The following is a 26,740-nucleotide window of genomic DNA, read 5'->3' as shown; positions in this document are numbered from 1 at the left end:
CTTGGAGGCTATCCACAGATTCCCTGCAGGGGTAGCGGACATTTTCGAATCTACATACGATGGAAGCATGGAATCGACACCGATGGGCCGCGGGGACCACCCCGGCGAGGACACCCCTCGCCGGGACGTGGCGCCGCCGTCGGGAGATGTCCTCGAGGAGGTGCTGGGCCGGTTCAGCGCAATCGAGACCAGTCCTGAGGCCCGCGCGCTCGTCGCCCAGGTCCTGGCCGCGACCCTGATGGCGTTCACCCGCACCCGCTCAGTGCGCGACTCGCTCCCGGATACCGCCCCCGAGAGCGCCGAAGAAGCGCTCGCCGTCCTCGCTGGCGTCGATCAGCTGCGCGCCTCCCTCGCCGCGATCGATGCGTCCTGGCAGGTCGCCGCCGAGGACCGGATCCGGCGCGATGACCTCGCGCGGGGCGTGCCGTCCTCAAAGCAGGGCCGCGGCGCCGGGCAGGAGATCGCGCTCGCCCGCCGGATCTCGCCGTCCACCTCCTCGTTCTCCCTGGCGAAGGCCCGCCGACTGACGCAGAACATGCCCAGTGCGATCGAGCGTCTGTGGGCCGGTGCCATGACTGATCAACAGGCCTCCGCAGTCTCTGGTGCGCTTGACGGTGCCAACGCGGACACCTGCCACAGGGTGGATGACCACCTCCGCGAGCACCCCGAGTTCCTGCAGGGCAAGGGATACAAGCGCTTGCGAAGCGACACTCAGAAGCTGGTTCAGCAACTCGAGCCCGAGACATCCCGCCAGCGTGCGGAGCGTGCCGCTCGCGCCCGGCACGTGCGGATGACTCCCCTGGCTGACGGGATGGCCAGGGTGACCGCCGTACTGCGAGGGGTCGACGCCGCCGGACTGATGAACTCCCTGAATACCCGCGCCGAGTCACTGCGCGTCGCAGGGGCCAAGGCCTCCGTCCCCGCGCTGGAAGCGGATCTGCTGGTCGACGACGTGCTGCGTGGTGGGCAGGCCGAGGAGCCCGGCGATCAACACGTCGAGCCCAGAGATCAGCACGTCACACCCGACGACCAGCACATCACCCCCAGCGACCCGGGCGCAGAGCCTGTCGATCCGGTCCACGAGCCCGGCGCTTCCGAAAAGCCTGAAGAGGCTCGGGAATCCCAAGAAGCCCAGGAAGCCCATGCGGCAGGCGCAGCCCCCGAGGTTGACGCCGCCGAGCAGGCGGCTCCGAGGATGCCCCGCACCCGTCCCGGCCTGGACGTCGGCATCGTCATCTCCGACACCGCACTGCTGGGTCAGGACGATGGCTCCGAGACCGCTGAACTCGAGGGCTACGGCACCATCCCCGCCCACATCATCCGAGACACCCTGCTTGGTCAGCCACCAGGTCACCTTCGAGCCGATGAGGACGAGCATCCCGATGACGTGGTCTCGGCCTTCTACCGTCGGCTGTACCGAAGTCCGCGCACCGGCGATCTGATCGCGATGGAGTCCCGGGCGCGGGCATTCCCCGCCGGTCTCGCCCGGATGATCCGCTGGCGCGACACGACCTGCCGCACCCCCTGGTGCAATGCGAAGATCCGCCACATCGACCACGTCGTCCCGCATCACAAGGGCGGCCCCACCAGCTATGCGAACGGCCAGGGGCTGTGCGTGCGCTGCAATCTGCTCAAGGAGCTCGGCCTGTGGGTGCTCAGCCCGCTGAGCAGTTCCCACGCTGCCGCCGACATGACCGCGGCTGGCAACGCGAATGGGCCTGCGACCGAGACGGGTGCAGCGACCGGGACAGGGGCCGAGGCAGAGACGGGGATCGAGACCGAGACAGGATCCGAGGCAGACGACTCCGGGACAGCTCTCGCCGACCCGTCATCACCGCCGCGAGCCTGGATCTGGAGCAGCCCGCACGGGGCCATGGGCACCTCGTTCACACCGTCACAGCTCACGCCATCTGAATTCACGCCGTGGCCCGGTCCCCCGCCCGAGAAACACAGCGGCGACGAGCCCAAGCACGACGACTCCGAGGACCACAATTCAGCGGACAACCCCGATTGCGGCGATGCCGACGACGAGTCGGAACCGCCGGAGACGCCGACCACCTCGTAGGCCGCTGAGTCCCAGCCTCGCGCTCCAGTGACGAGCAGGTGCGACTCAGCGACCTGCGCTGGCGCGGGTGCCCTGATGGTGGCGCAGCAGCCAGCGACCGTTCTCGCGCACCCACAGCGAACTGCGGTGCACGGTGTCGCCCTGCCCATGGGTCGAGTACTGCAGGAGCACCACGCCGGGGGCGATCTCGTCGGCGATGAACTCTTCCGCCTCGATGGCCTCCAAGGGTGCGAGGTGGGCGAGAATCTCGTCGCGGTCGTAGCGGCGCCCGCTCGCACCGACCTCGCTGAAGTCCGGGTGCAGCAGCTCGGCGGCGCTCGGCGGATCCGCGCGCAACGTCGCGCTGAGCAGTGCGAGCTCGCGTGCGGTGATCTGCTCGAAGTCGGTCGCGCCGGGCGCGTCGGCCACCAGCACCGTCTCCTCGGATGCGGTCGAGCAGCTCGCCGGGGTCGGCTGGGCGGCGGGTTCGTCGAAGAGGCTGAAGAGGTCATCAGCCGGGGCGGCGGCACTGGGCGCGCCCGCGGCGGCCTCCGGAGAGACCTTTGCGGCGGCTGGAGCTGACGGCGCAGCATCCGCGCCGGGATAGCCGGGGCCCACCTGCGGGTCCTGCTTCCTCTGGAAAGCCGTCGCGGCGGCGTTGGCGCGCTTGTCCGCAGCCTCGTTCATGGCATGGCCGGAATGGCCCTTGACCCATTCGAATTCGACGCTGCGCCCGGCGAGGGCACGGTCGATGTCCTTCAACAGCTCGACGTTCAGCACCGGCTTGCCGTCCTTCTTGCGCCAGCCCTTGCGCTTCCAGCCCGGCATCCACTTCGTGACCGAGTTGATGACGTACTGGCTGTCGCACAGGATGTGCAGGTGCTGGTCGGCGTCGACGGCGGTGGCCTCGAGCAGATCGAGCACAGCCTTCAGCTCGCCCATGTTGTTGGTGCCGTGGGGCCACCCGCCCGCACGCCAGGTGTCCTCGTCGATGTACCAGGCCCAGCCGGCCGGGCCGGGATTGCCGAGGGCGGAGCCGTCGGCTGCTGCAGTGATGGTCATGCGCTCAATGCTTCCACAGCAGGCGAGTTCGGCCGGGCACGGCGGGGCCGGTCGCGGCGTTCCTCACCCCGGCCGTGGTCTGCAGTGCCTGGGCGACGCACTTCCCGCCCGGGCATCCATCCCACCCAGGCATCTCAGCGCCAGCGAGCGACGGTCATCCCCGGGGTGGTGGGCGGCTGGTCCATCGCGACCATCGCCGCCGGCAGCTCGGCGGCGTCGATCACACGGCCGACGGTCCCTGCCAGATCCAGTCGACCGCTCGCAACATCAGCGAGCAGCTCGCCGTATTCGGCGACGGCGAGGCCGTGACTGCCGAGGATCTGCAGCTCCTGGGCGATCACGCGGCCGATCGGCAGGGCGGGGTCGGCGTCCTCCCCCAGCAGCAGCCCCACCTGCACGTGCCGGCCGCGGGGTCGCAGTGACTCGATCCCCGCGCGGGCGGTCGCGGCGGAGCCGAGCGCATCGAGGCTGACGTGAGCGCCGCCACCGGTCACCTCCCGCACCCGGGCGGCGATGTCCGGCGACGAGGTCAGCGCAGCGGCGCCGAGAGCCTCGGCAGCGGCAAGGGCGCGGGGCGAGACGTCGACCGCGACCACCTCGGCGCCCGCGGCGAGCGCGACCATCACGCAGGCCAGGCCCAGCCCGCCGCAGCCGAACACGACGACCTGCTCCCCCGGCTGCACGTCGGCCTGTGCACGCACAGCGTGGTGGGCGGTGCCCACCCGGCAGCCGAGCCCGGCGGCGAGGGTCATGTCGATCCCGTCGGGAAGGGCGACGAGGTTGTGGTCGGCCTCGATCACGACCACCTGCTCGGCCCAGGATCCCGGCAAGTCGAAACCGGGCTGGCGCTGCTGGGGACACACCTGCGGGGCGCCCGCGAGGCACTGCTCGCACTGCCCGCAGGCGAGGATGAACGGGGCGGTGACGCGGTCACCGGGCGCGAAGCGGGTCACCTCCTCCCCGACTTCGGCGACGACGCCGGCGAACTCATGGCCGGGGATGTGCGGCAGCTGCACGGAATCGTCGTGTCCCTGCCAGGCGTGCCAGTCGCTGCGGCACACGCCGGTGGCGTGCACGGTGACGACTGCGCCGCGGGGCGGGCAGACGGGGCTCGGTACCTCGACCAGCTCGGGCGTTCCTCGGTAGGTCTCGAAGCGGACTGCTCTCATCGGGTGCTCCTCAGACCAGTCGGCCGACAGGCTTCTCGAACGTGCCGTAGACAGCGTCGCGGGCGAAGCCGAGGGCGTCGTAGAGGCGGGTCGCACCGGTGAGGGACTCGGCGTCGACCTCGAGCTCTGCCTTGGCATATCCGGCGTCGGCCGCCGCGGCGAGGGTGCGGGCGATGACCGCCCGCGCAAGGCCCCTGCCACGTGCCCCGGGGCGGGTGCCCACCAGCGCGATGTGCAGCACGCCGGGCTTGTCCTCCGAGGTGATGACGTAGGCGAGCACGGTGCCCTCCGCGTCGAGCGCGATGCTGGAGAGCTCGCGACGAGCGGTGTGGGAGGACCACCAGATGTTCCAGCGCTCCGGCGGGACCGGAGCCGAGCCCCAATGGTCGGCGAAGGCATCGATATGGGCGAGCCGGGTGGCCTCGGCGTGATCGTGCTCGGGCGCGATCACCTGCACCTGCTCCCGCTCGAAGGAGGGAAGCGCCGCCCCGGGGAGGTCGCGGACCATGACGAGCCAGCTGCGGGCCCGGCGGTAGCCGCGCCGTTCGATCAGCGGGCGCACGTCGGCGCCGCCGGTGAGCGGGGCGTCCTCCCGCGCGTCCAGGTCCGGGTCACGGCCTCCGGAGACACGGAAGATCGCGTCGGCCTCCGCGGAGTGACGCTCGGCGGCGAGCTGCGCGGCGCGGCTCTCGGCCCATTCGAACAGCTCCGCACCCAGGCCCTGGCGACGGTGGGCGGGATCGACCCCACCCATCAGCTGGCAGCGCACGCGGCCGTCGCGGTCCAGCGAGGTGTGGACGTCGACGGCGGCGAAGCCGATCAGCTCATCCCCATCGCGGAGCGCGAGGGTGTCCTCGCTCAGATCGAGCCCGGGCATCGTGAGCCATTCCCGGATGCTGGGCTCCTCGGCAGGTTCACCGAGCTCATCCGCCACGTCGATGCGATTCATCAGCGCGGTGAGCGCGGGGACGTCGTCAAGGGTGAGCGGGCTGCGGGTCATCACGGTGTCGGTGGAGGTCACCGGAACAGCGTAGTCGGGTGCCGCGGGCACCGCAGGCAGGCGATGAGATGCCGTTCGACGCCCTCCTGCGCGACATCCCGCAGCTCCCCGGATCCGTGCTCTGTGAGTACCGGCTGCACGATCTCGGCGGCGTCGTCGAGGGAGGAGCGGAGACGATTTCCTTGCGGAGGGTGTCGTAAGTGTCCACAAGCGTAAATGTCTACAAGTAAGTACCCGAGCTCGGAGACCTGGTGAGTATTTCTCCATGCGGCATCGATCATTGGGATCAGCAATCATGGTGAGCTCTGGGGAGCAATGAAGGGGGAGGACGCGATCACATGGGTATCGGCGACCACATGAGTCTCGCCAGCTGGAAGGCGAAGCTCCGGACAGTGCCACGATCAGTGCGCCATGAATGATCCCCGATTCCCCCGCCGCGTCATCGCGGGCGTGATCGCATCGCTCGCCCTCACATCCTGTTCACTGCTCGATCCCGAGGAGGTCCCCGTGCCGGCGAAGAACATCGACAAGTCCGCGCAGACCGATCCTGCACCAGTGCAGAAAAGAACCAGAGATCTGCCCGAGGACGCCGAGTTCCTCTGGTACTCGGGGACCCTGGGCTCCGGGGCCCCCGGCCCCTCGACGTACTGGGTCGATGCCTGCCTGAGCACGACTGACCAGGTCATGAACAATTTCCGTGCGCTATGCCCGGACGGGTCCGTGAGCGTGCCGGACGTCGTCGACGAGCTGGCTCAGGAGCTCGGCGAGGAGGACTACGTGGAGTGCCCTGCGGCGGCGGGCGAGATCGCCGTCGACGGGTGGCGGACCCGGGTCTGGCTCGCGCAGGCCTCGCCGGTCATGGTCGTCACCCTGGTGGGCCAGGGCTGAGCCCTCGCCGGGACGTCGGCACGACGCCCCGGCACCGCGATGCTCAGTCCTGCTCGTACGCAGCCGGCTTCTCCTGCACCGCACGCAGTCGGGCGAGGTCGAGCTTGCGGCCGCGGTCGAAGTCGACCACGCCGTTCTTCTCCTGGAAGACGTCCGTCATCTGCGTGTAGCAGTAGCCGAACATGAGCGGGTCCTCGAGCAGCACCCGGGTGAGTCCCTCGAACCGCGTATAGAGCTCTTCCTCGCTGCGCACCCGCTCGCCGTAGCCCCAGGACTCGGCGGCGTTGTTGCCAGCGCGTTCGGCTTCCTGTGCCTCCCGGGCCTCCTGCTCGTTCCACCAGATGCCGCCGTACTCGGAGACGAAATAGGGCTGGCCGGCGAAGGGCAGGGAGAAGGTCCCGTCGGCGAAGGGCATCTCATCCGGGGCGAGCTCGCGACGGTTCGCCCAGGGGGTGCCGTCCGCCAGCCCGGACTGCTCGACGCGGAAGCGCTCCACATCCTGTTCGTAGGAGTGGGAGTCATAGATGTCGGCGCCGCGCACCCGGTGGGAGTAGCCGGAGGCGTCCAGGACCGGGCGGGACGGGTCGGCGAGCTTGGTCGCGTCGTACATCGCCTGGGTGACGTCATCGAGCTGGGTGAGCTGGTCATGCCTCACCTGATGGGTCTCGTTCAGCGGGCACCAGCCGATGATGCTGGGATGGCTGAGATCCCGCTCGACGGCCTCGATCCACTGGCCGATGAACGTCGCAGTGGGCTGCTGGTTGTCGCCCATCGGGCCGTGGCCGGAGATGCCCCAGTCCCCGAACTCGCCCCAGACCAGGTAGCCGTGCAGATCCGCCCAGAACAGCATCCGCTGCTCGAAGACCTTCTGGTGCAGGCGGGCGCCGTTGAACCCGGCCTCGAGGGCGAGGCGGATGTCGGTGGTCATCGCCTCGTCGGCCGGGGAGGTCATGAACGTCTCCTCCCAGTAGCCCTGGTCGAGCACGAGGCGCTGGAAGACCTTCTCACCGTTGATCCGGAACTCGTGGTCGCGCAGGGTGGTCGCGCGCAGGCCCGCATAGGAACGGACCTCATCGAGCACCGCGCCGTCCGCGTCCAGGAGGCGCGCGGTGAGGGAGTACAGCTCCGGGGCACCGGGTCCCCAGATCCGCACCTTATCCTCGGGGATCACCAGCTGGAGGTGCGGGGCGAGATCGAGATCAGCCCGCACCTCGGCGCGTGCGACCTCCTCGCCGCCGGGCACGGAGGCGACGACCTCAAGGCGCGTGCCGCCGGTGGTGCGCGCAAGCGGCGCGGTGAGGGAGAAGGCACGGCCGCCGAGCGAGGGGACGATCCGCAGGGAGCGGATCTCGTCGAGGGGGACGCCCTCGAGCCAGACGCTCTGCCAGATGCCGGTGGTGCGGTGGTAGCTGGCGTGGGTGGCGTGGAACCAGGTGGACTGCTTGCCGCGGGCCTGGGGGACGTCATGCGGGTCGCGGGCACGGACCACGATCTCCACCTCGGAGCCGGGGCCGACGCCGGGCACGCTCGAGAGGTCCGCCGCGAAGGGGGTGAAGCCGCCTCGGTGGCGGGCCACCTCGACACCGTCGGCCCAGACCGTGGTGTCGTGGTCGACGGCCTCGAAGCGCAGGATCGGGCGCAAGCCGTCCCAGTCTGCGGGAATGGTGACGGTGCGCCGATACCAGACGGCGTTCAGAAAATCGCGGTTCCCGATCCCGGAGGCCTCGGTCTCCGGCGCGAAGGGCACGGTGATCGTCTGCGCGAGCTCGCGCTCCAGCAGCCCACGCTCCCGACCGGAGTCGCCCTGGTCGATCTCGAACTGCCAGGTCCCGTTGAGGCTCAGCCAGGCGGGGCGCTGCAACTGGGGCCGCGGATGCTCGGGCCGGGGGACTCCAGCGGCCGACGGCGGGGCGTCCAGGATGGCAGCGAGCTCATCGGCCCGGGCGAACAGGGCGGCGAGCTGCGCGGGCAGGGTGGGGGTCTGAGCGGTCATAGGGCGGCTCCTCGGCACGAGATCGGCACTGATCGGGCGCGTCCAGTCAAGCGCATCTCGCCTGGGATTGCAACGTGGGAATTCAGCCTTCCCGTGGGATGCCCTCGCAATCAATCCTGCTCTCGGACGCCGGTGGATCCGCGCTCGATGAGTCGGTGCCCGACCACCAGTTCCGCGCCGCCTGACGCCGCTCCTCCAGCCTCGGCCAGTGCGGCATCCAGGGCGGCGGAGATCAGGGCCTCGAGGTCCGGGGCCACCGTGGTCAGCGAGGGGGATGCCCAGGTGGCCTCCGGAATGTCATCCCACCCCACCACCGCGACCTGCTCGGGCACGGCGACGCCGCGCTGGGCGAGCGCGCGCAGAGCGCCCAGGGCCAGCAGATCGTTGCCGGCCACCACCGCGTCCACCTCGAGCCCGGCCGCGAGCACGGCCTCCAGCTCTCGCCACCCGGCCTCGCGGCTCCACTTCGTCACGGTGCGGATCAGCTCGGGCACGATCGGCACCCCGGCGAATCGCAGTGCGGCCCGGAATCCGGTGAGGCGGTCGGTGGCCGTGGAGCGGACGGCGCCGTCGCCGCCCAGGAACAGCAGTCGCCGCCTCCCCTGATCGACCAGGTGGCGCACCACGTCGGCGGCTGAGGCGGCATTGTCGATCGCCACATGGGAGACCTCCGGTGCTGCGGGCAGCATCTCGCCCAGCAGCACCACCCGGGGCCCGCCGGAGGGGAGCAGATCGGCCGGCACCAGCGCGGAGGGGGAGATGATCACCGCATCCACGGGCCGGGGCGTGTGGCCGCGCACCAGGGCCCGTTCCGTCGGGGCGCTGCCCAGGGACACCTCGACGCTGACGGTGTACCCCCGGTCGCGAGCCGCGACCTGCATGCGCTCGGCGAGGCGCGCGAAATAGGGGTTCTGCAGCTCCGGCACCACCAGCGCGATGGTCCGGGTGGGCCCGCCGCGCAGTTCCCTGCCCGCATGATTGGGCACGTAGCCGAGCTCCTCGATCGCCAGCCGCACGCGGGCGCGGGTCTCGTCCCGCACCACGGGGCGATCATTGACCACATTGGAGACGGTCTTCCAGGAGACTCCGGCGTGCAGGGCGACGTCCTTGATGCTGACGCGACGTGTCATCGGCCCTCCTGGAAACGGGATGAATGCTTGCGCAGGAGGCTACCGGAGGGTGCCCTTGTGTCCCACGTGAGAACGCGGGCACCCGGCACATCCCACCGCATCGTCGGCGACCCGGTGGTATCTCACACCACGGGCCCGCTTCATCGCCACCGAGCTGGCCTGGACGTAGTGTGGTTGGCAGTGCCGTCCTCCCGCCGCGGCACAGGTCCCGCACAGGCAGCCCCGATCCACGCGATCGGCTGGCTCCGCTGCGGAGACAGCGTCGGCCGAGGATCACTGCCCCTGGGCAGTGCCGTGCGACGATGCCCCGGGTGGGATGCACTGAGCAGAACGGATCACCTTTCGTGACCACCCCTGATTTCGCACGCCTCGGCGTGCCCGCCGCCCTCATCAAGGCGCTCGCGCCGCGAGGCATCACCCAGCCCACCCCGATCCAGGCCTCGACGCTGCCCGACTCGCTGGCCGGCCGGGACGTGCTGGGCCGGGGCCGTACCGGCTCGGGCAAGACCTACGCCTTCCTGCTGCCGCTGGTGGCCCGCCTGATCGCGGAGCCCCGCCGTCGCGTCGCGCGCCGCCCCCGCTCCCTGATCCTCGCGCCGACGCGTGAGCTCGCCTCGCAGCTCGCCGAGTCGCTGAAGCCGCTCGAGCTGGCCGCCGATCTGCGCAGCACCGTCGTCTTCGGCGGCGTGGGCCAGAACCCCCAGGTGAAGGCCCTCGCAAGCGGCGTCGACGTGCTCGTCGCCTGCCCCGGCCGTCTGCTCGACCTCATGAACCAGGGTCACGTGGACCTCGGTGCCGTCGAGATCACCGTCATCGACGAGGCTGACCACATGGCTGACATGGGCTTCCTGCCCATGGTCCGCAAGATCCTCGCCAAGACGCCGTCGAAGGGCCAGCGGATGCTGTTCTCCGCAACCCTCGATTCCGGGGTGAACAAGCTGGTCAAGGAGTTCCTCCACGAGCCGGTCACCCACTCCGCGGATCCGGCGACCAGCCCGGTGGGCACCATGGAGCACCACGTGCTCGAGGTCGCCGCCACCACCCGCTTCGATGTGCTGCGTGATCTTGCCGCCGCACCCGGGCGCACCATCATGTTCACCCGCACCAAGTACGGCGCGAAGAACCTCGCCCGCAAGCTCAGCGCGCGCGGCGTCGATGCGGTGGACCTGCACGGCAACCTCTCGCAGAACGCCCGCACCCGGAACCTCGAGGCATTCGGCGACGGCACCGCGACGACGATGGTCTGCACCGACATCGCCGCCCGCGGCATCCACGTCGACGATGTGGCCCTCGTGGTCCACGCCGATCCGCCCGTCGAGCACAAGGCGTACCTGCACCGCTCGGGTCGCACCGCCCGCGCCGGCGAATCGGGCACCGTGATCACCGTGCAGACCCCGGATCAGAAGCGCGATGTCAGCGACCTGATGCGCAAGGCCGGGATCACCCCCACGTACCACTCCCAGGTGCAGCCCACCAGCCCGGTGCTGTCCTCGCTCGCCCCGGGCGAGCGAGTGGCCACCCATGAGCCCCGCCAGCCCGAGCCCGAGCTCGACCAGGCCCGCATGAACGGGGAGCGTCGCGGACGCTCCGGCGGTCAGGGTCGCGGGGGCCAGGGTGGCGGCCAGGGCCGTGGCGGTCAGGGCGGCGGCGCCCGCCGTGGCGGTCAGGGCGAGGAGACCCGCACCGAGGGTCAGGGTCGCGGGGGTCAGGGCCGACGCGGCCAGGGCGCCGGCGGTCAGGGCCGTGGCGGTCAGGGCGGCGGCGGTCAGGGCGGCGGTCGCCGTGGCGGCCAGGGCGGGCAGGGCGGCAGCGCCTCCGGCGCGCGCCGTCAGGGCCAGGGCGCTCCGTCCCGCTACTCCACGAGCTCCGACGGCGGCGGCACCGGCAACTCCGTCGGCGGCGGTCTCGCCTCCTTCTCCTCCGGTCGCAAGCGGTGAGCAGCACCGCCCCGGCCGGCGGTCGACGCCGCGCCGGAGCGCCTGCGCCGCACAGCATCGACGAGGTGCTCGAGGCTGCCCGGCAGGGCGTCCATCGGCTCACGCCGGAGGACCTCCTCACCGCTCAGGCGCAGGGGGCGCACGTGATCGACATCCGCTCGGCCGCGACCCGGGAGTCCGAGGGGCATCTGCCCGGAGCCACCGTCATCGAGCGCCTGGTGCTCGAATGGCGGCTTGATCCGAGCAGTGCGCACCGGATGGCGGACGGGCCGGAGCATGATGATCTGGTCGTCGTGGTCTGCAACGAGGGGTACTACTCCTCGCTCGCGGCCCGCGACCTGCGTGACCTCGGCTTCCACCGTGCCACGGATCTGATCGGCGGCTTCCGGGCCTACCGCGATGCTGGCCTGCCGATCCAGGCGGAGCCCGCTCGCAGCGTGGACTGACCCGCACCTGCACGGCGGGGAGAGGACGGCGGGGAGAGGACGACCTTCGGGCATCGTCCGCTCCCCGCCGTCCTGCTCTCTGTCGTCTTGCTCCCTGCACCCGCCAGCGCCCGACTGCGGCATGCCCCACAACCTCACTTCGCTTATTGCGCAACTATGGAACCGCTGGGATCCTGGACCCATGACGATTCCGGGACCCCCTGCGGGCTCCTCCCCCACCGCGCCGCAGCTCGCCGCCGCGGCGAACACCTTCGCCCTGCTGGCGAGCCCCTCACGGCTGCATCTGGTGCGCCTCATGAGCGGCGGCCACTTCGATGTGGGCACCCTTGCCGAAAAGGTCGGGCTCAGCCTGCCCACCACCAGTCAGCATCTGAGCAAGCTGCGCCTGGCCGGGATCGTCTCCGTTCGCCGCGAGGGCCGCCACAGCTACTACACGGTGGAAGATCCGCACGTCCTCTCCCTGGTCGAGCAGATCTTCGAGCACATCGCACCCGACGGCACCCTCGCCCCCGATCCGACCACGAAGGATTCCCGCGCATGACCGCCCCCGCTCCGACCACCCCTGCCGCGGGCAAGCGCGTGGATCTGCGCAGATTCGCGTGGCTCTCGATCGTCGCCGCAGTCATCACCATCGCCCTGAAGACGGGCGCCTGGGCGATGACCGACTCCGTCGGCCTGCTCTCCGACGCCGCGGAGTCCACGGTGAACCTGGTCGCCGCCGTGGTCGCCCTCATCGCGCTGACGGTCGCCGCCCGCCCCGCCACCGAGCGCTTCCTCTACGGCCGGGCCAAGGCCGAGTACTTCTCGGCCGCCGTCGAGGGGCTGATGATCTTCGTGGCGGCCGCGGTCATCATGGTCACCGCCGTCGAACGCTTCATCAACCCGCGGCCGCTCGAGAACCTCGGCATCGGCCTGGTGATCGTCGTGATCGCCTCGCTGATCAACGGCGGGGTCTCGCTGGTGCTGATGCGCGCCGGGAAGGAGCACAACTCGATCACCCTGCGGGCCGACGGGAAGCACCTGATGACCGATGTGGTCACCAGCGCCGGGATCCTCATCGGGGTGGGCCTGGTCGCTCTGACCGGCTGGGAGAGACTGGATGCGCTGGTCGCCTTCGCGGTGGGCGTGAACATCATCGTCACCGGTATCGGTCTGCTCAACGAGGCGGTCTCAGGCCTGCTGGACAAGGCGCTGCCGGAGGAGGACCACGAGGTCATCACCGAAGTGCTGCGCCGCCGCACCGACGGCACCATCACGTTCCACGGGCTGCAGACCCGTGAGGCCGGCAAGCAGAAGTACATGAACGTGCACGTGCTGGTGCCGGACGAGTGGACCGTCAAGCGCGGCCACGACTACATCGAGGGGCTCGAGGACGAGCTGCGCGACTGCCTGCCGGACCTCACCGTGCTCACCCATCTCGAGCCGATCTCCGATCCGGCGTCCTATGAGGACATCCCCGAGCAGCACGTCCCGATCCACGGCGACGATCACGACCCGACCCGGCCTCCGGCGGAGCCGGGCACTCCCTGACCCCCGGCGCCGAACGATCAGACCGTGGCGAGCCGCTTCCAGGTGTCGACGATCGTGTCCGGGTTCAGCGAGATCGACGAGATCCCCTTCGCCCTGAGATGCTCGGCGAGCTTGGGATGGTCGCTCGGGCCCTGTCCGCAGATCCCCACGTACTTCCCCCGGGCCCGGCAGGCATCGATCGCCATGTCGATCAGGCGGATCACCGCAGGATCGCGCTCGTCGAAGGCTCCGGCCACGAGCTCGGAGTCGCGGTCGATCCCGAGGGTGAGCTGAGTGAGGTCGTTCGACCCGATCGAGAATCCGTCGACATGGTCGAGGAAGGCATCGGCGTCGAGCGCATTCGAGGGCACCTCGCACATCATCACGATCTGCAGCCCGTTCACCCCGCGCTCGAGCCCGTGGCCCGCGAGCGCGGGCGGCGCTCGATCTCTGCGGGACGATCTGAGCAGGACCGGCTCGTCGGAACCCGGCGCGCCTCACCATGAACGGTGACAGGATGCCGCCATGGTGACCCGGCGCACAGCAAAGTCGTCCCCGGCCTCCGCCCGACCGCTGCTCCTGAACAACCTCGTGGCCGCGCTCATCGCGAGCGCGCTGATGATCTTCGTGCACGAGCTCACGCATCTGGTCGCCGGGCTCGCGCTGGGACACGCCTCGGTCCTGTACCCCTTCGGGGTGATCGACCGCGGTTCTCCGCCGGAGGGCGATCAGGTGCTGACGCTGCTCGTCGGCCCCGCCTTCAGCCTGGTCACCGGCGTGCTGCTGCAGCTGTGGACCCCGCTGCGGGCGCGTGCTGACTTCCTGCACCTGGTGTGGCTGTGGTTCGCCTTCACCTCGGTCCAGGAGGGCATCATGTATCTGTGCCTGACTCCTTTCGGCGCCGGCGACACCGGGCAGGCCGCACAGCTGCTCGGGCTATCCCTCCCGCTGCAGTTCCTCGCGCTCGCGATCGGCATCGGCGGCATGTTCCTCAACGCCCGGGCCTTCGCGCCCCACATGGCGCGCCACGCCGGGGCCGATCCGCGCCTGCGCAATGCGATGACGCTGTTCCCGTGGCTGTACGGGATGACCGTCTCGGTGCTGCTGAGCATCGTGTACCTCGCGATCAGCCCGGCCGAGATACCGGCCTCCGCGCAGATCGCGATTCTCGCGGCGGGGACGGCGCTCCTGGTCTTCGCGCCGATGGCGCACATCTTCGCCCGCAGCGTCACCGCGGTGCCCTCTGAGCCGCTGCGGCTCCGCGCGGTCCCCGTCGGCGGCCTCATCGTGCTGGGCGTGCTGGTGCTCGGGAACATCCTGCTGAGCGTCGGCCTGCAGCTCGGCTGAGCGGAGGCTCAGCCGGCCAGCAGTCGCGCGAGCTCTTCGTCCGAGGCCCTGAGCGCCTCCCGGTCATAGGTCGCGCCGGTCGCCATCACCTCGTGGGCCCCGCTGCGCTCGGCCAGTTCCTCGATCCGTCGGCGCACGGTCGCCGCCGTCCCGGCCACTGTCGCCGCCAGGCCCCTCTCCACCCGGCGAGCCTCCTTCTCGCTCATGGACGACGCTCGGATCCGCGCGACCGGTTCGAGGGCCTCGAACAGACCCGTGGTGCGGGAGCGCGCCATCGCCCAGACCTCCGGCAGCGCCAGCTCGCGAGCCTCCTCGTCGGTGTCCGCGATCAGCGCGTCGACGGAGACGATGATCTGCGGCGAGCTGCCACGATGCGGCCGGAAGCGGCGGCGGTAGGCGGCGAGCCGATCCGGCAGCTCCGGGGAATCCAGGAAGGGGCCGCCGAGCACCACCGGCAGGCCGAGCGCAGCGGCGGTGTCGACCCCGCTGCCGGTCGCGAGCACGAACATCGGCACCTCGCCGGCGTCGGCGGGCCGGGCGGTCAGCGGGGCGGAGCCCTCGAGATGCGCCCGCACATCGGCGATCTCCTGCGCGAACTCCTCAGGGCTCGCCTCGAGGCGGCCGAGGGCGTGCCGCACCGGCTCGGTGAACCCCAGCGACCGACCGAGGCCCAGGTCGATGCGGCCCGGATACAGGGCGGCCAGCATGCGGAACTGCTCGGCGACCACGAGCGGCCGATGGTTGAGGAGCATCACCCCTCCGGAGCCCAGCCTGATCCGGCGGGTGCGGGCCCCGATCGCCGCCAGCAGCACCGCCGGGGCACCGCTCGCAATCCCGGGCACCGCATGATGCTCTGCGACCCAGAACCGCTCATAGCCCAGCTGCTCGACATCGATCGCACGCTCGACGGAATGCTCCAGAGCAGCGGTCTCCGGAAGCCCATGGCGGGTGCGGGAGCGGTCGAGCAGAGAGAACCTCATGCCGGGGCCAACGCCTGGCTGCGCGTGAAGCTTCCCTGATCGGAGGTCGAGAAGCTCTCATCCCCGAGCCCGCCACCGCAGAGTCTCCCTCGATAGCCTGAGCAGTATGAATGCTCCTCATGTGCCGCTGTCGATCCTCGATCTCGTCTCCATCTCCGAAGGGATGACGACCCGCGAGGCGATCAACGCTTCGATGGACGGCGCGAAGGCCGCCGACCGGCTCGGCTACGAACGGCTCTGGTTCGCCGAGCACCACAACACCAACAGCCTGGCGTCCTCCGCCACGTCGCTGCTGATCGACCGGGCGGCTTCCCTGACCGAGCGCATCCGTGTCGGCTCCGGAGGGATCATGCTCCCCAACCACGCGCCGCTGACGGTGATCGAGCAGTTCGGCACCCTGGTGCAGTTCCACGGCGACCGCATCGACCTGGGCCTGGGTCGGGCACCGGGAACGGACCAGCTCACCGCTCAGCTCCTCGCGCGCACCTCAGCGGAGCCGTCTGCCTTCATCGCCGCCGTCGAGCAGATGCGGGACTGGTCCCGCGAGGTGCCCATCGGTTCCCTGCCGATCACCGCGGATGTCGCCCGCGGGACCGAGGTGCCGATGTGGATCCTCGGCTCGACCGCCAATGGCGCCCGCCTGGCCGCTCAGCTGGGGATGCCCTTCTCCGTCGCCTCGCACTTCGCCCCCTTCCAGTACCTGCACGCGCTCGACGTCTACCGCGACAACTTCGACCCGGACGCCGCCTCGGCACAGATGTCGACGCCGCGCACCATGGTCGGCGTCAACCTGGTGGTGGCCGACACCGACGAGGAGGCGCAGCGTCAGTTCACCACCCTCCAGCAGATGTTCCTGGGGGTCGTCACCGGCCGGCGCCAGAAGATCCAGCCCCCGCGGCCGATCGACGAGGTCGCCGCGCCGCAGCTCATCGCACAGGTCGACCAGACCCTGTCGATCAAGGCAGTCGGCTCCCCCGCCACAGTGGTCCGGCAGCTCGAGGAGATCGTCGCCGCCACCGGCGCCGACGAGCTCATCCTCACCGCCTACTACTACGACCCGGCGGACCGGCTGCACGCGCTCGAGCTGCTCGCGCAGGCGTGGGGCTTGTGAGACGACGCCACCAAGGCGCGGCTCCCGCCGCATGGCTCGCGCTGCTCTGCCTCTCCGCAGCAGCGCTCACCGGCTGCGGCGAACTCGAAGAATCTCGCCCGGGGCAGGGCGACCCATGGATTCACGACGAGGACAGCGAGCGCTGGTTCCTGCCTGACTCCCTGACGACCAGCTCCGAGCTGGTGGCCGAGCACCTGCCCACGCTGGACACGGCCTCTGAGCTCACACTGATCGGCGGCCAGTTCACTGATCCGCACGAGCGGGTCCCGATCCCCGCCCAGGACGACTACTGGTGGCAGGCTGTGGTGACACTGGCCCCGGCGGAGGTCGAAGAGCTGGCCACGACCGCACAGTCACAGGCTGCCGCAGGATCGATCGGCGGCGAGCCCGAGCGGCTCACGGACAGAGAGCTGCGCGCTGCGATCGTCGGCCCGCTCGAGGAGGCCCTCTCCTCCTGCCCCGAGGAGTGGCTCACCGTGATGCCGGTCCTCACCCAGCCGGGATATGAGAACCGGACCGCGGCCGGCGACGGGTTGGGCGTCCTCGCGGTCTGCCCCGGCGGCGATCAGCTCGTCATCTCTGCCTTCGACATGTGAGCGGCCCGCAGGTCGCTGCTGCGAGTCGCTGCCGCAGGCCGCTGCCGCAGGCCGCTGCCGCAGGCCGCTGCCGCGGGCGACACCGCGAGCATGAGAACGGGGCCACGGCGCGTACGCCGTGGCCCCGTCGCGAGCAGCCTCACTCGCTGGACATCCCGAGCAGATCGGGGATGAACATCGAGATCTGCGGGACGAACACGATCAGCAGCAGGCCGATCACGAGCGGCACGTAGAAGGGCAGCAAGCGCATGATCACCGGCTCCACCTTCATCCGGCCCACCCTCGCGCCGACGAACAGGATCACACCGACCGGCGGGGTGATCGTGCCCAGGCACAGGTTGAACGTCATCATCAGGCCGAAGTGGATCGGATCCACACCCAGCTCAAGGGCGACGGGCAGGAAGATCGGGGTGAAGATCAGGATCGCCGGGGTGGGGTCCATGAACATGCCCACCACCAGCAGCGCCAGCATCATCAGCAGCAGCACGATGATCGGGGAGCTGGAGACCCCCAGCAGGGCACCGGCGATGAACTGCGGGATGGTCGCATAGGCGAGCACCCAGCCCAGCACTCCGGAGACCGCGATCAGCAGCAGCACCACGGCGGTGGTGCGGGTCGCCGCCAGGATCACCGCGGGCAGCTTCTTGACGGTCAGCGCCCGGTAGATGAAGCCGAGGACCAGCGAGTAGACCACGGCGATCACCGCGGATTCGGTGGCGGTGAAGAACCCGGCCACCAGACCGCCGATGACGATGACCATCATGAACACCGCCGGCACCGCGGCCAGCAGGGTGCGCAGTGCCATGGCGAGGGTGAGCTCGCCGCGGGCAGCACCGTTGTCGTTGCCCACCAGCTCGGGGCGGCGCTTCGTCATGATCCAGACCATCGCGATGCAGGCCAGCATCCATACCGCGCCCGGGCCGTAACCGGCGGCGAACAGCGTGGCGACCGAGGTCGAGGACACCAGCGAATACACGATCAGAGTGTTCGACGGCGGGATCAGCATGCCCGAAGGCGCCGAGGCGACGTTCACCGCGGCGGCGAAGGCCGGGTCATAGCCTTCCTTGCGCTGCCGGGGGCTGAGGATCCCGCCGACGGCTGCGGCAGAGGCCACAGCCGCGCCGGAGACGGAGCCGAACATCGCGTTGGCGACCACGTTGGTCTGGGCGAGCGAGCCGGGCATGCGGCCCACCAGCACCTTGGCCGCGTCGATCAGCCGGGCGGCCACTCCGCCGGTGTTCATCAGCTGGCCTGCCAGCACGAAGAACGGTATCGCGAGCAGGGAGAACGAATTCGCGCCCATGAACATGCGCTGCGCGGAGACGAACACGGCCGGCTCGATGCCGATGACGGCGATCAGGGCCACCACAGAGGGCAGGCCGATGGCGATCGCGACCGGGGCGCCGATGGCGATGAGGACGAGGATGCCGATGATCAGGATGATCCCGGCGAGCATTGCGGGATCCATGATCAGCGCTCCTTCTCGGTGTCGGTGCGGGGGTCGGAGTCCGGGAGCGACTGCCCGTCGGAATCCTGGATGACGGCTGCCGCCGCGGCGGCTCCGGCGCTCTCGGCGGCCTCGTCGTCGGTCTCCTCGAGCGGTGCGAGCTCATCGCCTCGCACAGCGAGCAGCAGATCTTCGAGCGCGAGGAAGGCGATCATCAGCCCGCTGACGGGCAGTGCGAGGTACATATGGCCCACGGAGAACGGGAAGCCCGGGATCACCTGCTCCCAGGACATCGCGACCCCGCGCAGCCCGCCCCACACCATGCCGAGCGCTGCGAAGGCGAGCGTCGAGGCTTGGACGGCGACGACCAGCACGCGGCGGGAGAGCCCCGGGGCGCGCTGCGCTAGCACGTCGACCGCGATGTGACCACGTTCGCCGAACACCAGGGTCGCGGCGAACAGGCTCAACCACACGAACATGTACTAGGCGGTGACGGTGGGCCAGGCGCTGGGGGCACTGAGCACCTGGCGGGTGAACACCTGCCACACCACGACCAGCACGAGCACCGCGAACAGCACGATGCACAGCACCTTGAGGGCGGAGAGCAGCCCTTGACGGATCTTCCACATCAGGAATCGCCCCCTTCGGCCGCACCGCGGATCGCCTCGTACAGGGCGAAGTCCGCCGGGTCCTCCAGCAGGGAGATGCCGGTCTCCTCGATGATCGCGGTGAACACCTCGGGGTCCGGCTCCGTGATGACCACTCCGCGCTCGAGCATCGTCGCGGTGGCGTCCTCGGTCTGCTGCTTCCAGATCTCGACGAACTCGCTCTGGGTCTCGGCCCAGGCGGCTCGGAGAGCCACCGAGTCCTGCTCGTCCATCGTCTCGAGCAGGTCGGTGTTGGCCAGCAGGAAGTCGAAGCCGATCAGGTGATTGGTGAGCGTGAAGTGCTTGGCGACCTCGTAGTGGCGCTGGGTGACGTAGGAGATCTCATTGTTCTCCGCACCGTCGAGCACCCCCGCCTGCAGCCCGGTGTAGACCTCGCTGTAGGCCATCGGAGTGGGAACCCCACCGATGTTCCTGATCAGGCGCAGGAAGATCTCGGACTCCTGGACTCGGACTTTGAGCCCCTCCAGATCTTCGACGGACTCGATCGGACCCTGTGCCGTGTAGAGGTGCCGGCCGCCTTGGGTGTAGCCGCCCAGGACCGACAGCCGCTTCTGCGGCTCAAGCGATGCGAAGAGCTCGCCGACGATCGACTCGTCGAGCATCACCCGGTTCTGGTGGTCGATGTCGTCGAAGACCCCGGCGACGTTCATCGGCAGGAAGCGCGGTGAGGAGTTCTCGATCTGGGTGCCGGAGACGACGGCCATGTCGATCGCGCCGTCGGAGACCAGCTGCACGGTCTCCTGCTGGTCGCCGAGGGAGTTGTTGGCGTACACGCGGGCGCCGTAGCGGCCGTCGGTCGCTTCCGCGATCCGCTCACCGAAGGAGACCAGCGAGCCGTAGCTGGGGTGGGACTCCGCCTGGCCCAGGGAGATGGACAGCACCCGGTCGACACCGGTGACTGCACCCTCCTGGGAGGCACAGCCGCCGAGCAGCGCAGCACCTGCGCCGACCACGGGCAGGGACTTGAGGAATCCGCGACGTCCCACTCCCTCCCTCACATCGGCACGAGTACCGGCGAGCGAGCGGGGGGCTCCTCGTCGGCGGGAGAAAGGTGTTCGCACTGCATTCCTCCTCGAATGGGACGCTCCGTACCGCACCGCCGGGGACGGCGCAGACGTGCGTTCGCCACCATCGAGCCGGTCTGGCCGACGGCGGGACGCTCAGGGTTCTCACTGTGATGCGCGGCGGTGAACCCTGCCGAGGGCCCACCCGAGGGCAATCTCCGTGCCCTATGGCGACGGTGCCCGGTCGCATCAAAAGCTCGACCACGGACAGGGTGCCAGCGCCCGGGAAACCGGTCTCACCACTTGCCGCATGTTGCCACTGGCGGGCCGTAGTGAGTTGTGTCCCACCGAGCGCTCGACTGGCATGCTGGTGCCCATGGCAACGCCGCCCACCCCCACCGCTGTCACCGCTGTCGACACCGCGCCGCCCACCCCGACGACCTGGCTGCTTCCTGCCGCCGGGGTATCAGCCTCCGCCTTCCTCCTCTTCGGCCTCCAGCTCGCCGGCTGGGGCCACGGACTGCTCGCGCTCAGCCTGCTCGGCGCCTTCGTCCTCTCCCGGGAGCTCGGCAAGGATCTCTCCCTGATCGGCCTCGGGATCGCGATCGTCTCCACCACCTCGGTGAAGGCGAATGTGGACTGGGACCGCTTCTTCACGATCGGGACCGTGCTGCTCCTCGCCGTGGCAGTGCCGCTGCTGGTGGACCGTCTGGTGCTGCGCCGTCGGGCGATCCGCTTCCCCTGGCTCTCCGGCGAGAGGTGGAATCGGTGGCAGTGGGGGTACATCATCGCCGTGCCCGTGCTGGGCTGGCTGATCCTGCCGTACTACTTCATCACCTCGGGCGCCTACGAGAACTGGCCGGCGATCACGGACAGCGGCGCGCTGGGACGCTTCCTCGTGGGCGTGAACTTCGTGGGCACCTGGGACGAGCTGTTCTTCATCTGCACCTGCTTCGCGCTGCTGCGCCGCCACTTCGGGCTCTGGACGGCGAACCTCCTGCAGGCGGTCATCTTCGTGTCCTTCCTGTGGGAGCTCGGCTATCAGGCCTGGGGGCCGCTGCTCACCGTCCCCTTCGCGCTGCTCCAGGGCTGGCTGTTCTCCCGCACCGGCTCGCTGCTGTACGTGCTGGTCGTGCATCTGCTCTTCGACGTGATCGTGTTCCTCGCCATCGTCCACGCGCACAACCCCGGGGTGATCCCGATCTTCCTGATCTGACCAGGCCTGGCGTGGCGTGGCGCGTCCGGTCAGAGCAGGGCCTGCTCAGCGGCTGGCGAGCACCTCACGGATCGCGGCGAGCGTCGCCGGGATCCCGGTGCGTGCGGCCCGCTGACGCACAGCGATCTCCTCCTCGGCGCGGTCGCCGTAGCGTTCGGCGAACACCTCTTCGAAGTACGGGGGGGTGTCCCTATGTTCTTCGTCAAGGGGAAGCGCGAAGTTCTCTCGGGATCTGAGGGGGCTGAGGGGCGCGTTGGAGCTGCCGGCGGGATGGTGCTGTTGCCGGGATCTTAGGGCGTTCGTTGGTGTCAGGCGGCTGCCGCGGTGGGTGTCTTCTGGATGGCCGGTGGGGAGTAGAACGTGCCGTCGCGGAGCATCGCGAAGAGCACGTCGCAGCGGCGTCTGGCGAGGGCGATGAGGGCTTGGTTGTGTCGCTTCTTCTCTGCTCGTTTCCGGTCGTAGTAGGCGCGGGAAACCGGATCTCTCAGCGCGGCGAACGCGGAGAGGAACAGGGCGCGTTTGAGGACCTTGTTGCCTCGCCTGGAGGGGTGGTCTCCACGGATGGAGGTGCCGGAACGCCAGGTCACGGGAGTGAGCCCGGCGTAGGAGGCAAGGTGTCCTGCGGTCTCGAACTGCTTGCCGGTCACCTCGGTGATGATCCTGGCAGCTGTCCTGACGCCGACCGCTGGCATGGACGTCAGGAGGTCGTGAAGAGGGTGGTCTGCCACCAGTGCCTCGACCTGTTCGAAGACCTCACCGCGGGCGGTGCGGAGCTGGGCGAGTTGGATCGCGAGCTGGCGCAGCACGACCCCGGCCGCGTCGGTGCCGGCCACGACCACGGTCTGCTCGCTTAAGGCCTCGAAGATCTCGGCGGCCCAGGGGTTCCCGCCACGAGGCGCATACTTCCGCATGAACGTCGCGACCCGGGTCTGACCAGCCTTTTTCAGAGCGGCCGGGCCGGGGTATTTCTCCAGCAGGGCCGCCATGACGGGATGGTCAAGGTGTCTGCCGATGACGCGCTCGAGAGCGGGATGGATCTGGGTGAGCAGCCCGCGGATCCGGTTTGAGGCCGCGGTGACCTGCCCGGCGAGGTCATCATCGAAGCCGCAGAGCATGCTCAGCTGAGCGGCCTGCTCATCAGCCAGAGCGATCGAGCGCAGCGTCTGAGGCATCGTGCGGGCGGCTTCGGCGATGATCGCCGCGTCACGGGCATCAGTTTTCGCTTCGCCGGGGTGGAGATCGGCAATGCGACGCATCGCGAGGCCGGGCAGATAGCCGATCAGAACGCCCATGTCCTGAGCGACGGCCAGGGGCAGAGCGCCGATGGTCGCGGGCTGGTCCACGACGACGAGGACCGTTCCGTGGCCAGCAGCTTTGCTGATCAAGGTCCGGAGTTTCGCCTCGTCCTGCGGGAGAGGCTGGTCCAGGAGTTTCTTGCCATTGCGGTCGATCGCGACGGCGTGATGGTCGGACTTTCCGACGTCGATACCGATGAACACGTCAACACTGTCGTGTTCGGAGATCATGAGGTCCTCCAAGGCTGGTGCGGGCAGGAACGAAGCTGGCTTGTCCTGCGGCCCCAGAGCTCGGCATCCACGTTACGCCCGACCTGCCGGCATGACCTCGCGCGACTTGGTCTGGTCCCTATCAGCGATCCTCTGACGCCTACCGGGACCCGGTGACAACACCCCCCGGATCATGAACGACTGGGGGCAATAGTCATGCCGGGCCCGACAGGCCAGCAACCCCGATCCCGGAGAGGTCCGGGGCTACGAACAAGGTAACGGGGTGAGCGTGTACTCGGTCAGCTCCGTACCGCCGCCCGCGGCCGGCCGCAGCCGGTACCCCCACTGGGCACGGCCGGGTCCCACCGACAAGGCGAAGTGCTCTCCCGGGGTGGCCGCGATGACTTCGGAGGTGGTCTGCCATTCGCGCTCCGGGGTGCGGTTGAACCCCGTGAAGCGGGCGCCCACTCCTCGCTGCTCGCTGTCCCACTCGCAGCGCAGGCACTGCTGACTCCACTCGCCCGTCCGCGTGACGTCGCTGATCAGCGCGTACACCTCGTCCGGGGTGGAGGGGACGACGATCGAATCCTGCATCTCGTAGGTCATGGCTCCATTGTCCCCGCGCCCGACTGCGTCGTGGCTGGCGGCCGCGCGGAGCAGGTGATCAGTCCTGGACCTCGACCAGAGACACCCGGACCGTTCACGGGTTCGTCATCGAGGCCTCGCTCCGAGCATCATCTCGAGATGCTCCGCTCGCTCCCGGGCGACCTGCTCCCGCAGTCGGCGGCGTCGTGCCGCCTCCCGGCACTGCTGATGCTCGCCATTGCCCTCGAGACAGGGTCAAGGGCCCAGGGTGAGCACCGGGGATGGGGAGGAGTGCGGCAGCAGGGCCACCGGACAGCGCAGGGCTGGATACCGCTGGGCCGGACAGCACAGTGCCCCGACCCTCCGGAGAGGATCGGGGCACTGCGGTGCTCCGGTGGGAGCGGCGTGATCAGGAGATCACATCATGCCGCCCATTCCGCCCATGCCACCCATGTCGTCGCCGCCGCCGGCCGGGGCCTTGGGCTCCGGCTTGTCGGCCACGACGGCCTCGGTGGTGAGGAACAGGCCCGCGATCGACGCCGCGTTCTGCAGCGCGGAGCGGGTGACCTTGACCGGGTCGATGATCCCGGCGGCGATCAGATCCTCATACACACCGGTCGCGGCGTTCAGGCCCTGGCCGACGGGGAGGTGCTTGACCTTCTCCGCGACGACGCCGCCCTCGAGACCGGCGTTGACCGCGATCTGCTTGAGCGGGGCCTCGATGGCGACCTTGACGATGTTCGCCCCGGTGGCCTCGTCACCCTCGAGGGTGAGCTTGCTGAAGGTGTCGGCACCGGCCTGCAGCAGCGCGACGCCGCCACCGGCGACGACGCCCTCATCCACAGCAGCCTTGGCGTTGCGCACGGCATCCTCGATGCGGTGCTTGCGCTCCTTGAGCTCCACCTCGGTGGCGGCGCCGGCCTTGATGACGGCCACGCCGCCGGCCAGCTTCGCGAGGCGCTCCTGGAGCTTCTCGCGGTCGTAGTCCGAGTCGGAGTTCTCGATCTCGGTGCGGATCTGGGACACGCGACCGGCGATGCGCTCGGCGTCGCCGGAGCCCTCGACGATGGTGGTCTCGTCCTTGGTCACGACGACCTTGCGGGCCTGGCCGAGCAGCTCGAGCCCGGCGGTCTCCAGCTTCAGGCCGACCTCCTCGGAGATGACCTGGCCACCGGTGAGGATGGCCATGTCCTCGAGCATCGCCTTACGACGATCGCCGAAGCCCGGTGCCTTGACGGCGACGGACTTGAAGGAGCCGCGCAGCTTGTTGACCACGAGCACCGCGAGCGCCTCGCCGTCGACATCCTCGGCGAGGATCGCGAGCGGCTTGCCGGACTGGATGACCTTCTCCAGCAGCGGCAGCAGATCCTTGACGGAGGAGATCTTCGAGGAGATCAGCAGGATGTAGGGGTCCTCGAGGACCGTCTCCTGGCGATCGGCGTCGGTGACGAAGTAGGGCGAGATGTAGCCCTTGTCGAACCGCATGCCCTCGGTGAGCTCCAGCTCGAGGCCCATGGTGTTGGACTCCTCGACCGTGATCACGCCTTCCTTGCCGACCTTGTCCAGCGCCTCGGCGATGAGCTCGCCGATGGCCGGGTCAGCGGCGGAGATGGCTGCGGTGGAGGCGATCTGCTCCTTGGTCTCGATCTCGTGAGCCTGCGAGAGCAGGGTCTCCGTGACGGCTGCCACGGCCTTGTCGATGCCGCGCTTGAGCGCGATCGGGTTGGCGCCGGCGGCCACGTTGCGCAGCCCCTCCTTGACGAGGGCCTGTGCGAGGACGGTGGCGGTGGTGGTGCCGTCGCCGGCGATGTCGTCCGTCTTCTTGGCGACCTCCTTCACCAGCTCCGCGCCGATCTTCTCGTAGGGATCGTCGAGCTCGATCTCCTTGGCGATCGACACGCCGTCGTTGGTGATGGTGGGCGCGCCCCAGGACTTCTCGAGCACGACGTTGCGGCCCTTGGGGCCGAGGGTGACCTTGACGGCGTTCGCGAGCTGGTTCATTCCCCGCTCGAGGCCGCGCCGGGCCTCCTCGTCGTATGCGATGAGCTTGGCCATTGTGGAATCTCTCCCGTGTGGTGTGGTGTCCACCCGACCCTGTGCCCGCGACGGACGAGAGCCGACGCCGTGTTCATGTCCCACAGCGGCGACCCCCTCACGGGGCCGGAATGTTCGTGGTCGGCGAAGCGGTGGACCGCCTGCCGATCGTGCCCCCGGTGCGCGCGAGCTCGAGCGCACGAGGCGCTGTCACTCTCGATCACCGAGTGCCAGATCATCATAAGCACTCGAAGGCGGAGAGTGCTAACTCTCTGCTCATGGCGGACACATCGGTCGAGTCGCTGTCGGGTCGCAGTCGCTTCGCCCTGTGTCAGAGCTCCGCGCTGCGGAGCCCTCCGGAACGGCCCGGGAATCAGGAGAGCGACAGGCGCCGACCTCCTGGGTCGCCGCCTGCCGCTCGAGCCTCCTGCTGTCGAGAGCGAGCTCTGTCAGCCTTCGCCCTCGGCGTCACCGCCGGCATCGCCGGGCTCAGCCACGGCGACCAGGGTGATGCGGGCGTCGTACTCGTCGCTCTGACGGGCTTCGCCGGCGCCGGCGCGCTCGGCGAGAGCCTGAGCGGTGTCCGCGTCGCCCTCGTCGCGGTAGAAGACCACCGGCTCCTGCTGGGCGTTGTCCGAGGTGGTGACGCTGACGTCCTCCCAGCCTTCACCTTCGAGGGTGTCGCGCCAGGTGCCGGCCAGGCCGTTGATGCCGCCGGCGTTGACCACCAGCACCGGAGTGGTGAGGTCGGGCTCGGGGGCGGGCTCGGCTTCCTCCTCGGCAGCGGTCTCCTCGGCGCTCTGCTCGGCGGCTTCGCTCTCGGCCGCGGCGGAGGTGGGGTCCTCTGCGCGGTCATCGCCGTTGTTGCCCATGCCTCCGATGAAGAAGAGCAGCACGACGAGCAGCACCGCGGCGGCGCCGATGATGATGATGTACAGCAGGTTCTCCCGCCAGAACGGGAGCTCGGCGCGGTGGGCGCCGTGGAAGGACACGGCGTCCGCCTCATCGTCGAAACGGTCCGGCGGGTACGGATACTGGGAATCAGCCACGGCCCCATTAAACCTGCTCC

Annotated in this window: 24 protein-coding genes and 1 pseudogene; 10 read left to right on the top strand and 15 right to left on the bottom strand. The window is 69.5% G+C overall.

What is annotated here, in order from left to right; genetic code table 11:
* Positions 1-67 precede the first annotated feature (67 nt).
* Positions 68-2,065, top strand: a complete 1,998-nt coding sequence (locus tag ACT3UF_RS12095; RefSeq protein ID WP_444608364.1) for an HNH endonuclease — start codon at positions 68-70, stop codon at positions 2,063-2,065.
* Positions 2,066-2,110: 45 nt separating this feature from the next.
* Here the strand turns inward: ACT3UF_RS12095 and ACT3UF_RS12090 are convergent, their stop codons facing one another.
* The 3 genes from ACT3UF_RS12090 to ACT3UF_RS12080 form a co-directional block, all read right to left on the bottom strand.
* Positions 2,111-3,106 (bottom strand): RNase H family protein, encoded by a 996-nt coding sequence (locus ACT3UF_RS12090; RefSeq protein ID WP_441443440.1) that lies wholly within the window; start codon positions 3,104-3,106, stop codon positions 2,111-2,113.
* A gap of 134 nt (positions 3,107-3,240) precedes the next feature.
* Positions 3,241-4,275 (bottom strand): alcohol dehydrogenase catalytic domain-containing protein, encoded by a 1,035-nt coding sequence (locus ACT3UF_RS12085; protein ID WP_441443441.1) that lies wholly within the window; start codon positions 4,273-4,275, stop codon positions 3,241-3,243.
* Positions 4,276-4,285: 10 nt separating this feature from the next.
* Complete coding sequence (locus ACT3UF_RS12080; RefSeq protein WP_444501767.1) at positions 4,286-5,296, bottom strand: GNAT family N-acetyltransferase; 1,011 nt, start codon at positions 5,294-5,296, stop codon at positions 4,286-4,288.
* Between the two features lie 390 nt (positions 5,297-5,686).
* Between ACT3UF_RS12080 and ACT3UF_RS12075 the strand changes: the two genes are divergently transcribed.
* Complete coding sequence (locus ACT3UF_RS12075) at positions 5,687-6,163, top strand: hypothetical protein (protein ID WP_444501768.1); 477 nt, start codon at positions 5,687-5,689, stop codon at positions 6,161-6,163.
* A gap of 43 nt (positions 6,164-6,206) precedes the next feature.
* On the opposite strand, the gene ACT3UF_RS12070 is transcribed toward ACT3UF_RS12075, so the two are convergent.
* Positions 6,207-8,156, bottom strand: coding sequence for a glycoside hydrolase family 2 protein (locus ACT3UF_RS12070; RefSeq protein ID WP_441443444.1), 1,950 nt, complete (start codon positions 8,154-8,156; stop codon positions 6,207-6,209).
* 110 nt (positions 8,157-8,266) lie between these two features.
* Positions 8,267-9,286 carry a LacI family DNA-binding transcriptional regulator gene (locus ACT3UF_RS12065; RefSeq protein ID WP_441443445.1) on the bottom strand — a complete coding sequence of 340 codons (1,020 nt, stop codon included), beginning with the start codon at positions 9,284-9,286 and terminating at the stop codon, positions 8,267-8,269.
* 344 nt (positions 9,287-9,630) lie between these two features.
* Between ACT3UF_RS12065 and ACT3UF_RS12060 the strand changes: the two genes are divergently transcribed.
* The 4 genes from ACT3UF_RS12060 to ACT3UF_RS12045 all read left to right on the top strand — a co-directional run bounded on the left by ACT3UF_RS12060 (position 9,631) and on the right by ACT3UF_RS12045 (position 13,199).
* Positions 9,631-11,223 carry a DEAD/DEAH box helicase gene (locus tag ACT3UF_RS12060; protein WP_441443446.1) on the top strand — a complete coding sequence of 531 codons (1,593 nt, stop codon included), beginning with the start codon at positions 9,631-9,633 and terminating at the stop codon, positions 11,221-11,223.
* On the top strand, positions 11,220-11,669 hold the full coding sequence (locus ACT3UF_RS12055) for a rhodanese-like domain-containing protein (protein WP_441443447.1): 450 nt from the start codon (positions 11,220-11,222) through the stop codon (positions 11,667-11,669). Before ACT3UF_RS12060 ends, ACT3UF_RS12055 begins: the two co-directional genes overlap by 4 nt.
* Positions 11,670-11,850: 181 nt before the next feature.
* A complete protein-coding gene (locus tag ACT3UF_RS12050) occupies positions 11,851-12,210 on the top strand; it encodes an ArsR/SmtB family transcription factor (protein WP_441443448.1) in 360 nt (119 codons plus the stop codon).
* Positions 12,207-13,199 (top strand): cation diffusion facilitator family transporter, encoded by a 993-nt coding sequence (locus tag ACT3UF_RS12045; protein ID WP_442332200.1) that lies wholly within the window; start codon positions 12,207-12,209, stop codon positions 13,197-13,199. Before ACT3UF_RS12050 ends, ACT3UF_RS12045 begins: the two co-directional genes overlap by 4 nt.
* A 17-nt stretch (positions 13,200-13,216) precedes the next feature.
* On the opposite strand, the pseudogene ACT3UF_RS12040 reads toward ACT3UF_RS12045, so the two are convergent.
* Positions 13,217-13,609 (bottom strand): annotated as a pseudogene (locus tag ACT3UF_RS12040) (putative PEP-binding protein); the annotation flags it as partial.
* A 94-nt stretch (positions 13,610-13,703) separates the two neighbouring features.
* Here ACT3UF_RS12040 and ACT3UF_RS12035 point away from each other — a divergent pair.
* On the top strand, positions 13,704-14,525 hold the full coding sequence (locus ACT3UF_RS12035; protein WP_444608363.1) for a hypothetical protein: 822 nt from the start codon (positions 13,704-13,706) through the stop codon (positions 14,523-14,525).
* An 8-nt stretch (positions 14,526-14,533) separates the two neighbouring features.
* Here the strand turns inward: ACT3UF_RS12035 and ACT3UF_RS12030 are convergent, their stop codons facing one another.
* Positions 14,534-15,505 carry an MsnO8 family LLM class oxidoreductase gene (locus ACT3UF_RS12030; RefSeq protein ID WP_444608362.1) on the bottom strand — a complete coding sequence of 324 codons (972 nt, stop codon included), beginning with the start codon at positions 15,503-15,505 and terminating at the stop codon, positions 14,534-14,536.
* A gap of 106 nt (positions 15,506-15,611) precedes the next feature.
* On the opposite strand from ACT3UF_RS12030, the gene ACT3UF_RS12025 reads away from it, so the two are divergent.
* A complete protein-coding gene (locus ACT3UF_RS12025; protein ID WP_441443465.1) occupies positions 15,612-16,616 on the top strand; it encodes an LLM class flavin-dependent oxidoreductase in 1,005 nt (334 codons plus the stop codon).
* Positions 16,613-17,212, top strand: a complete 600-nt coding sequence (locus ACT3UF_RS12020) for a hypothetical protein (RefSeq protein WP_444608361.1) — start codon at positions 16,613-16,615, stop codon at positions 17,210-17,212. The genes ACT3UF_RS12025 and ACT3UF_RS12020 overlap by 4 nt, the downstream gene beginning before the upstream one ends.
* Positions 17,213-17,351: 139 nt before the next feature.
* On the opposite strand, the gene ACT3UF_RS12015 is transcribed toward ACT3UF_RS12020, so the two are convergent.
* The 4 genes from ACT3UF_RS12015 to ACT3UF_RS12000 are packed head-to-tail and all read right to left on the bottom strand — an operon-like array spanning position 17,352 to position 20,388.
* Positions 17,352-18,680, bottom strand: coding sequence for a TRAP transporter large permease (locus ACT3UF_RS12015; protein ID WP_441443467.1), 1,329 nt, complete (start codon positions 18,678-18,680; stop codon positions 17,352-17,354).
* Between the two features lie 2 nt (positions 18,681-18,682).
* Complete coding sequence (locus ACT3UF_RS12010; RefSeq protein WP_441443468.1) at positions 18,683-19,138, bottom strand: TRAP transporter small permease; 456 nt, start codon at positions 19,136-19,138, stop codon at positions 18,683-18,685.
* Positions 19,139-19,141: 3 nt separating this feature from the next.
* Positions 19,142-19,288, bottom strand: a complete 147-nt coding sequence (locus ACT3UF_RS12005) for a hypothetical protein (protein ID WP_441443469.1) — start codon at positions 19,286-19,288, stop codon at positions 19,142-19,144.
* Positions 19,288-20,388, bottom strand: a complete 1,101-nt coding sequence (locus ACT3UF_RS12000; protein ID WP_442332203.1) for a TRAP transporter substrate-binding protein — start codon at positions 20,386-20,388, stop codon at positions 19,288-19,290. Before ACT3UF_RS12000 ends, ACT3UF_RS12005 begins: the two co-directional genes overlap by 1 nt.
* A gap of 319 nt (positions 20,389-20,707) precedes the next feature.
* Here ACT3UF_RS12000 and ACT3UF_RS11995 point away from each other — a divergent pair, with 319 nt between their 5' ends.
* Positions 20,708-21,547 (top strand): CPBP family glutamic-type intramembrane protease, encoded by an 840-nt coding sequence (locus tag ACT3UF_RS11995; RefSeq protein WP_441443471.1) that lies wholly within the window; start codon positions 20,708-20,710, stop codon positions 21,545-21,547.
* A gap of 308 nt (positions 21,548-21,855) precedes the next feature.
* Here the strand turns inward: ACT3UF_RS11995 and ACT3UF_RS11990 are convergent, their stop codons facing one another.
* The 4 genes from ACT3UF_RS11990 to ACT3UF_RS11975 all read right to left on the bottom strand — a co-directional run bounded on the left by ACT3UF_RS11990 (position 21,856) and on the right by ACT3UF_RS11975 (position 26,720).
* Complete coding sequence (locus ACT3UF_RS11990) at positions 21,856-23,073, bottom strand: IS110 family transposase (protein ID WP_444601612.1); 1,218 nt, start codon at positions 23,071-23,073, stop codon at positions 21,856-21,858.
* A 243-nt stretch (positions 23,074-23,316) separates the two neighbouring features.
* Positions 23,317-23,658, bottom strand: coding sequence for an SRPBCC family protein (locus tag ACT3UF_RS11985; RefSeq protein WP_444608360.1), 342 nt, complete (start codon positions 23,656-23,658; stop codon positions 23,317-23,319).
* A gap of 396 nt (positions 23,659-24,054) precedes the next feature.
* Positions 24,055-25,692 carry a chaperonin GroEL gene (gene groL / locus ACT3UF_RS11980; RefSeq protein WP_444599054.1) on the bottom strand — a complete coding sequence of 546 codons (1,638 nt, stop codon included), beginning with the start codon at positions 25,690-25,692 and terminating at the stop codon, positions 24,055-24,057.
* Positions 25,693-26,120: 428 nt separating this feature from the next.
* Positions 26,121-26,720, bottom strand: a complete 600-nt coding sequence (locus ACT3UF_RS11975) for a LytR C-terminal domain-containing protein (protein ID WP_441443474.1) — start codon at positions 26,718-26,720, stop codon at positions 26,121-26,123.
* Positions 26,721-26,740: the final 20 nt, after the last annotated feature.

The sequence above is a fragment of the Brachybacterium sp. AOP24-D1-21 genome (assembly GCF_052378665.1).
Classification (GTDB): Bacteria; Actinomycetota; Actinomycetes; order Actinomycetales; family Dermabacteraceae; genus Brachybacterium.
The sequence above is the reverse complement of the archived record's forward strand: the minus strand, read 5'-3'. Positions and strand labels throughout refer to the sequence as shown.

What these genes read in the sequence shown, in the direction of transcription:
- ACT3UF_RS12095 (WP_444608364.1), top strand. Translation starts at nt 68, where the DNA reads ATGGAATCGACACCGATGGGCCGCGGGGACCACCCCGGCGAGGACACC.
- ACT3UF_RS12090 (WP_441443440.1), bottom strand. Translation starts at nt 3,106, where the DNA reads ATGACCATCACTGCAGCAGCCGACGGCTCCGCCCTCGGCAATCCCGGC.
- ACT3UF_RS12085 (WP_441443441.1), bottom strand. Translation starts at nt 4,275, where the DNA reads ATGAGAGCAGTCCGCTTCGAGACCTACCGAGGAACGCCCGAGCTGGTC.
- ACT3UF_RS12075 (WP_444501768.1), top strand. Translation starts at nt 5,687, where the DNA reads ATGAATGATCCCCGATTCCCCCGCCGCGTCATCGCGGGCGTGATCGCA.
- ACT3UF_RS12070 (WP_441443444.1), bottom strand. Translation starts at nt 8,156, where the DNA reads ATGACCGCTCAGACCCCCACCCTGCCCGCGCAGCTCGCCGCCCTGTTC.
- ACT3UF_RS12065 (WP_441443445.1), bottom strand. Translation starts at nt 9,286, where the DNA reads ATGACACGTCGCGTCAGCATCAAGGACGTCGCCCTGCACGCCGGAGTC.
- ACT3UF_RS12050 (WP_441443448.1), top strand. Translation starts at nt 11,851, where the DNA reads ATGACGATTCCGGGACCCCCTGCGGGCTCCTCCCCCACCGCGCCGCAG.
- ACT3UF_RS12045 (WP_442332200.1), top strand. Translation starts at nt 12,207, where the DNA reads ATGACCGCCCCCGCTCCGACCACCCCTGCCGCGGGCAAGCGCGTGGAT.
- ACT3UF_RS12035 (WP_444608363.1), top strand. Translation starts at nt 13,704, where the DNA reads ATGGTGACCCGGCGCACAGCAAAGTCGTCCCCGGCCTCCGCCCGACCG.
- ACT3UF_RS12030 (WP_444608362.1), bottom strand. Translation starts at nt 15,505, where the DNA reads ATGAGGTTCTCTCTGCTCGACCGCTCCCGCACCCGCCATGGGCTTCCG.
- ACT3UF_RS12025 (WP_441443465.1), top strand. Translation starts at nt 15,612, where the DNA reads ATGAATGCTCCTCATGTGCCGCTGTCGATCCTCGATCTCGTCTCCATC.
- ACT3UF_RS12015 (WP_441443467.1), bottom strand. Translation starts at nt 18,680, where the DNA reads ATGGATCCCGCAATGCTCGCCGGGATCATCCTGATCATCGGCATCCTC.
- ACT3UF_RS12010 (WP_441443468.1), bottom strand. Translation starts at nt 19,138, where the DNA reads ATGTTCGTGTGGTTGAGCCTGTTCGCCGCGACCCTGGTGTTCGGCGAA.
- ACT3UF_RS12005 (WP_441443469.1), bottom strand. Translation starts at nt 19,288, where the DNA reads ATGTGGAAGATCCGTCAAGGGCTGCTCTCCGCCCTCAAGGTGCTGTGC.
- ACT3UF_RS11995 (WP_441443471.1), top strand. Translation starts at nt 20,708, where the DNA reads ATGGCAACGCCGCCCACCCCCACCGCTGTCACCGCTGTCGACACCGCG.
- ACT3UF_RS11990 (WP_444601612.1), bottom strand. Translation starts at nt 23,073, where the DNA reads ATGATCTCCGAACACGACAGTGTTGACGTGTTCATCGGTATCGACGTC.
- ACT3UF_RS11985 (WP_444608360.1), bottom strand. Translation starts at nt 23,658, where the DNA reads ATGACCTACGAGATGCAGGATTCGATCGTCGTCCCCTCCACCCCGGAC.
- groL (WP_444599054.1), bottom strand. Translation starts at nt 25,692, where the DNA reads ATGGCCAAGCTCATCGCATACGACGAGGAGGCCCGGCGCGGCCTCGAG.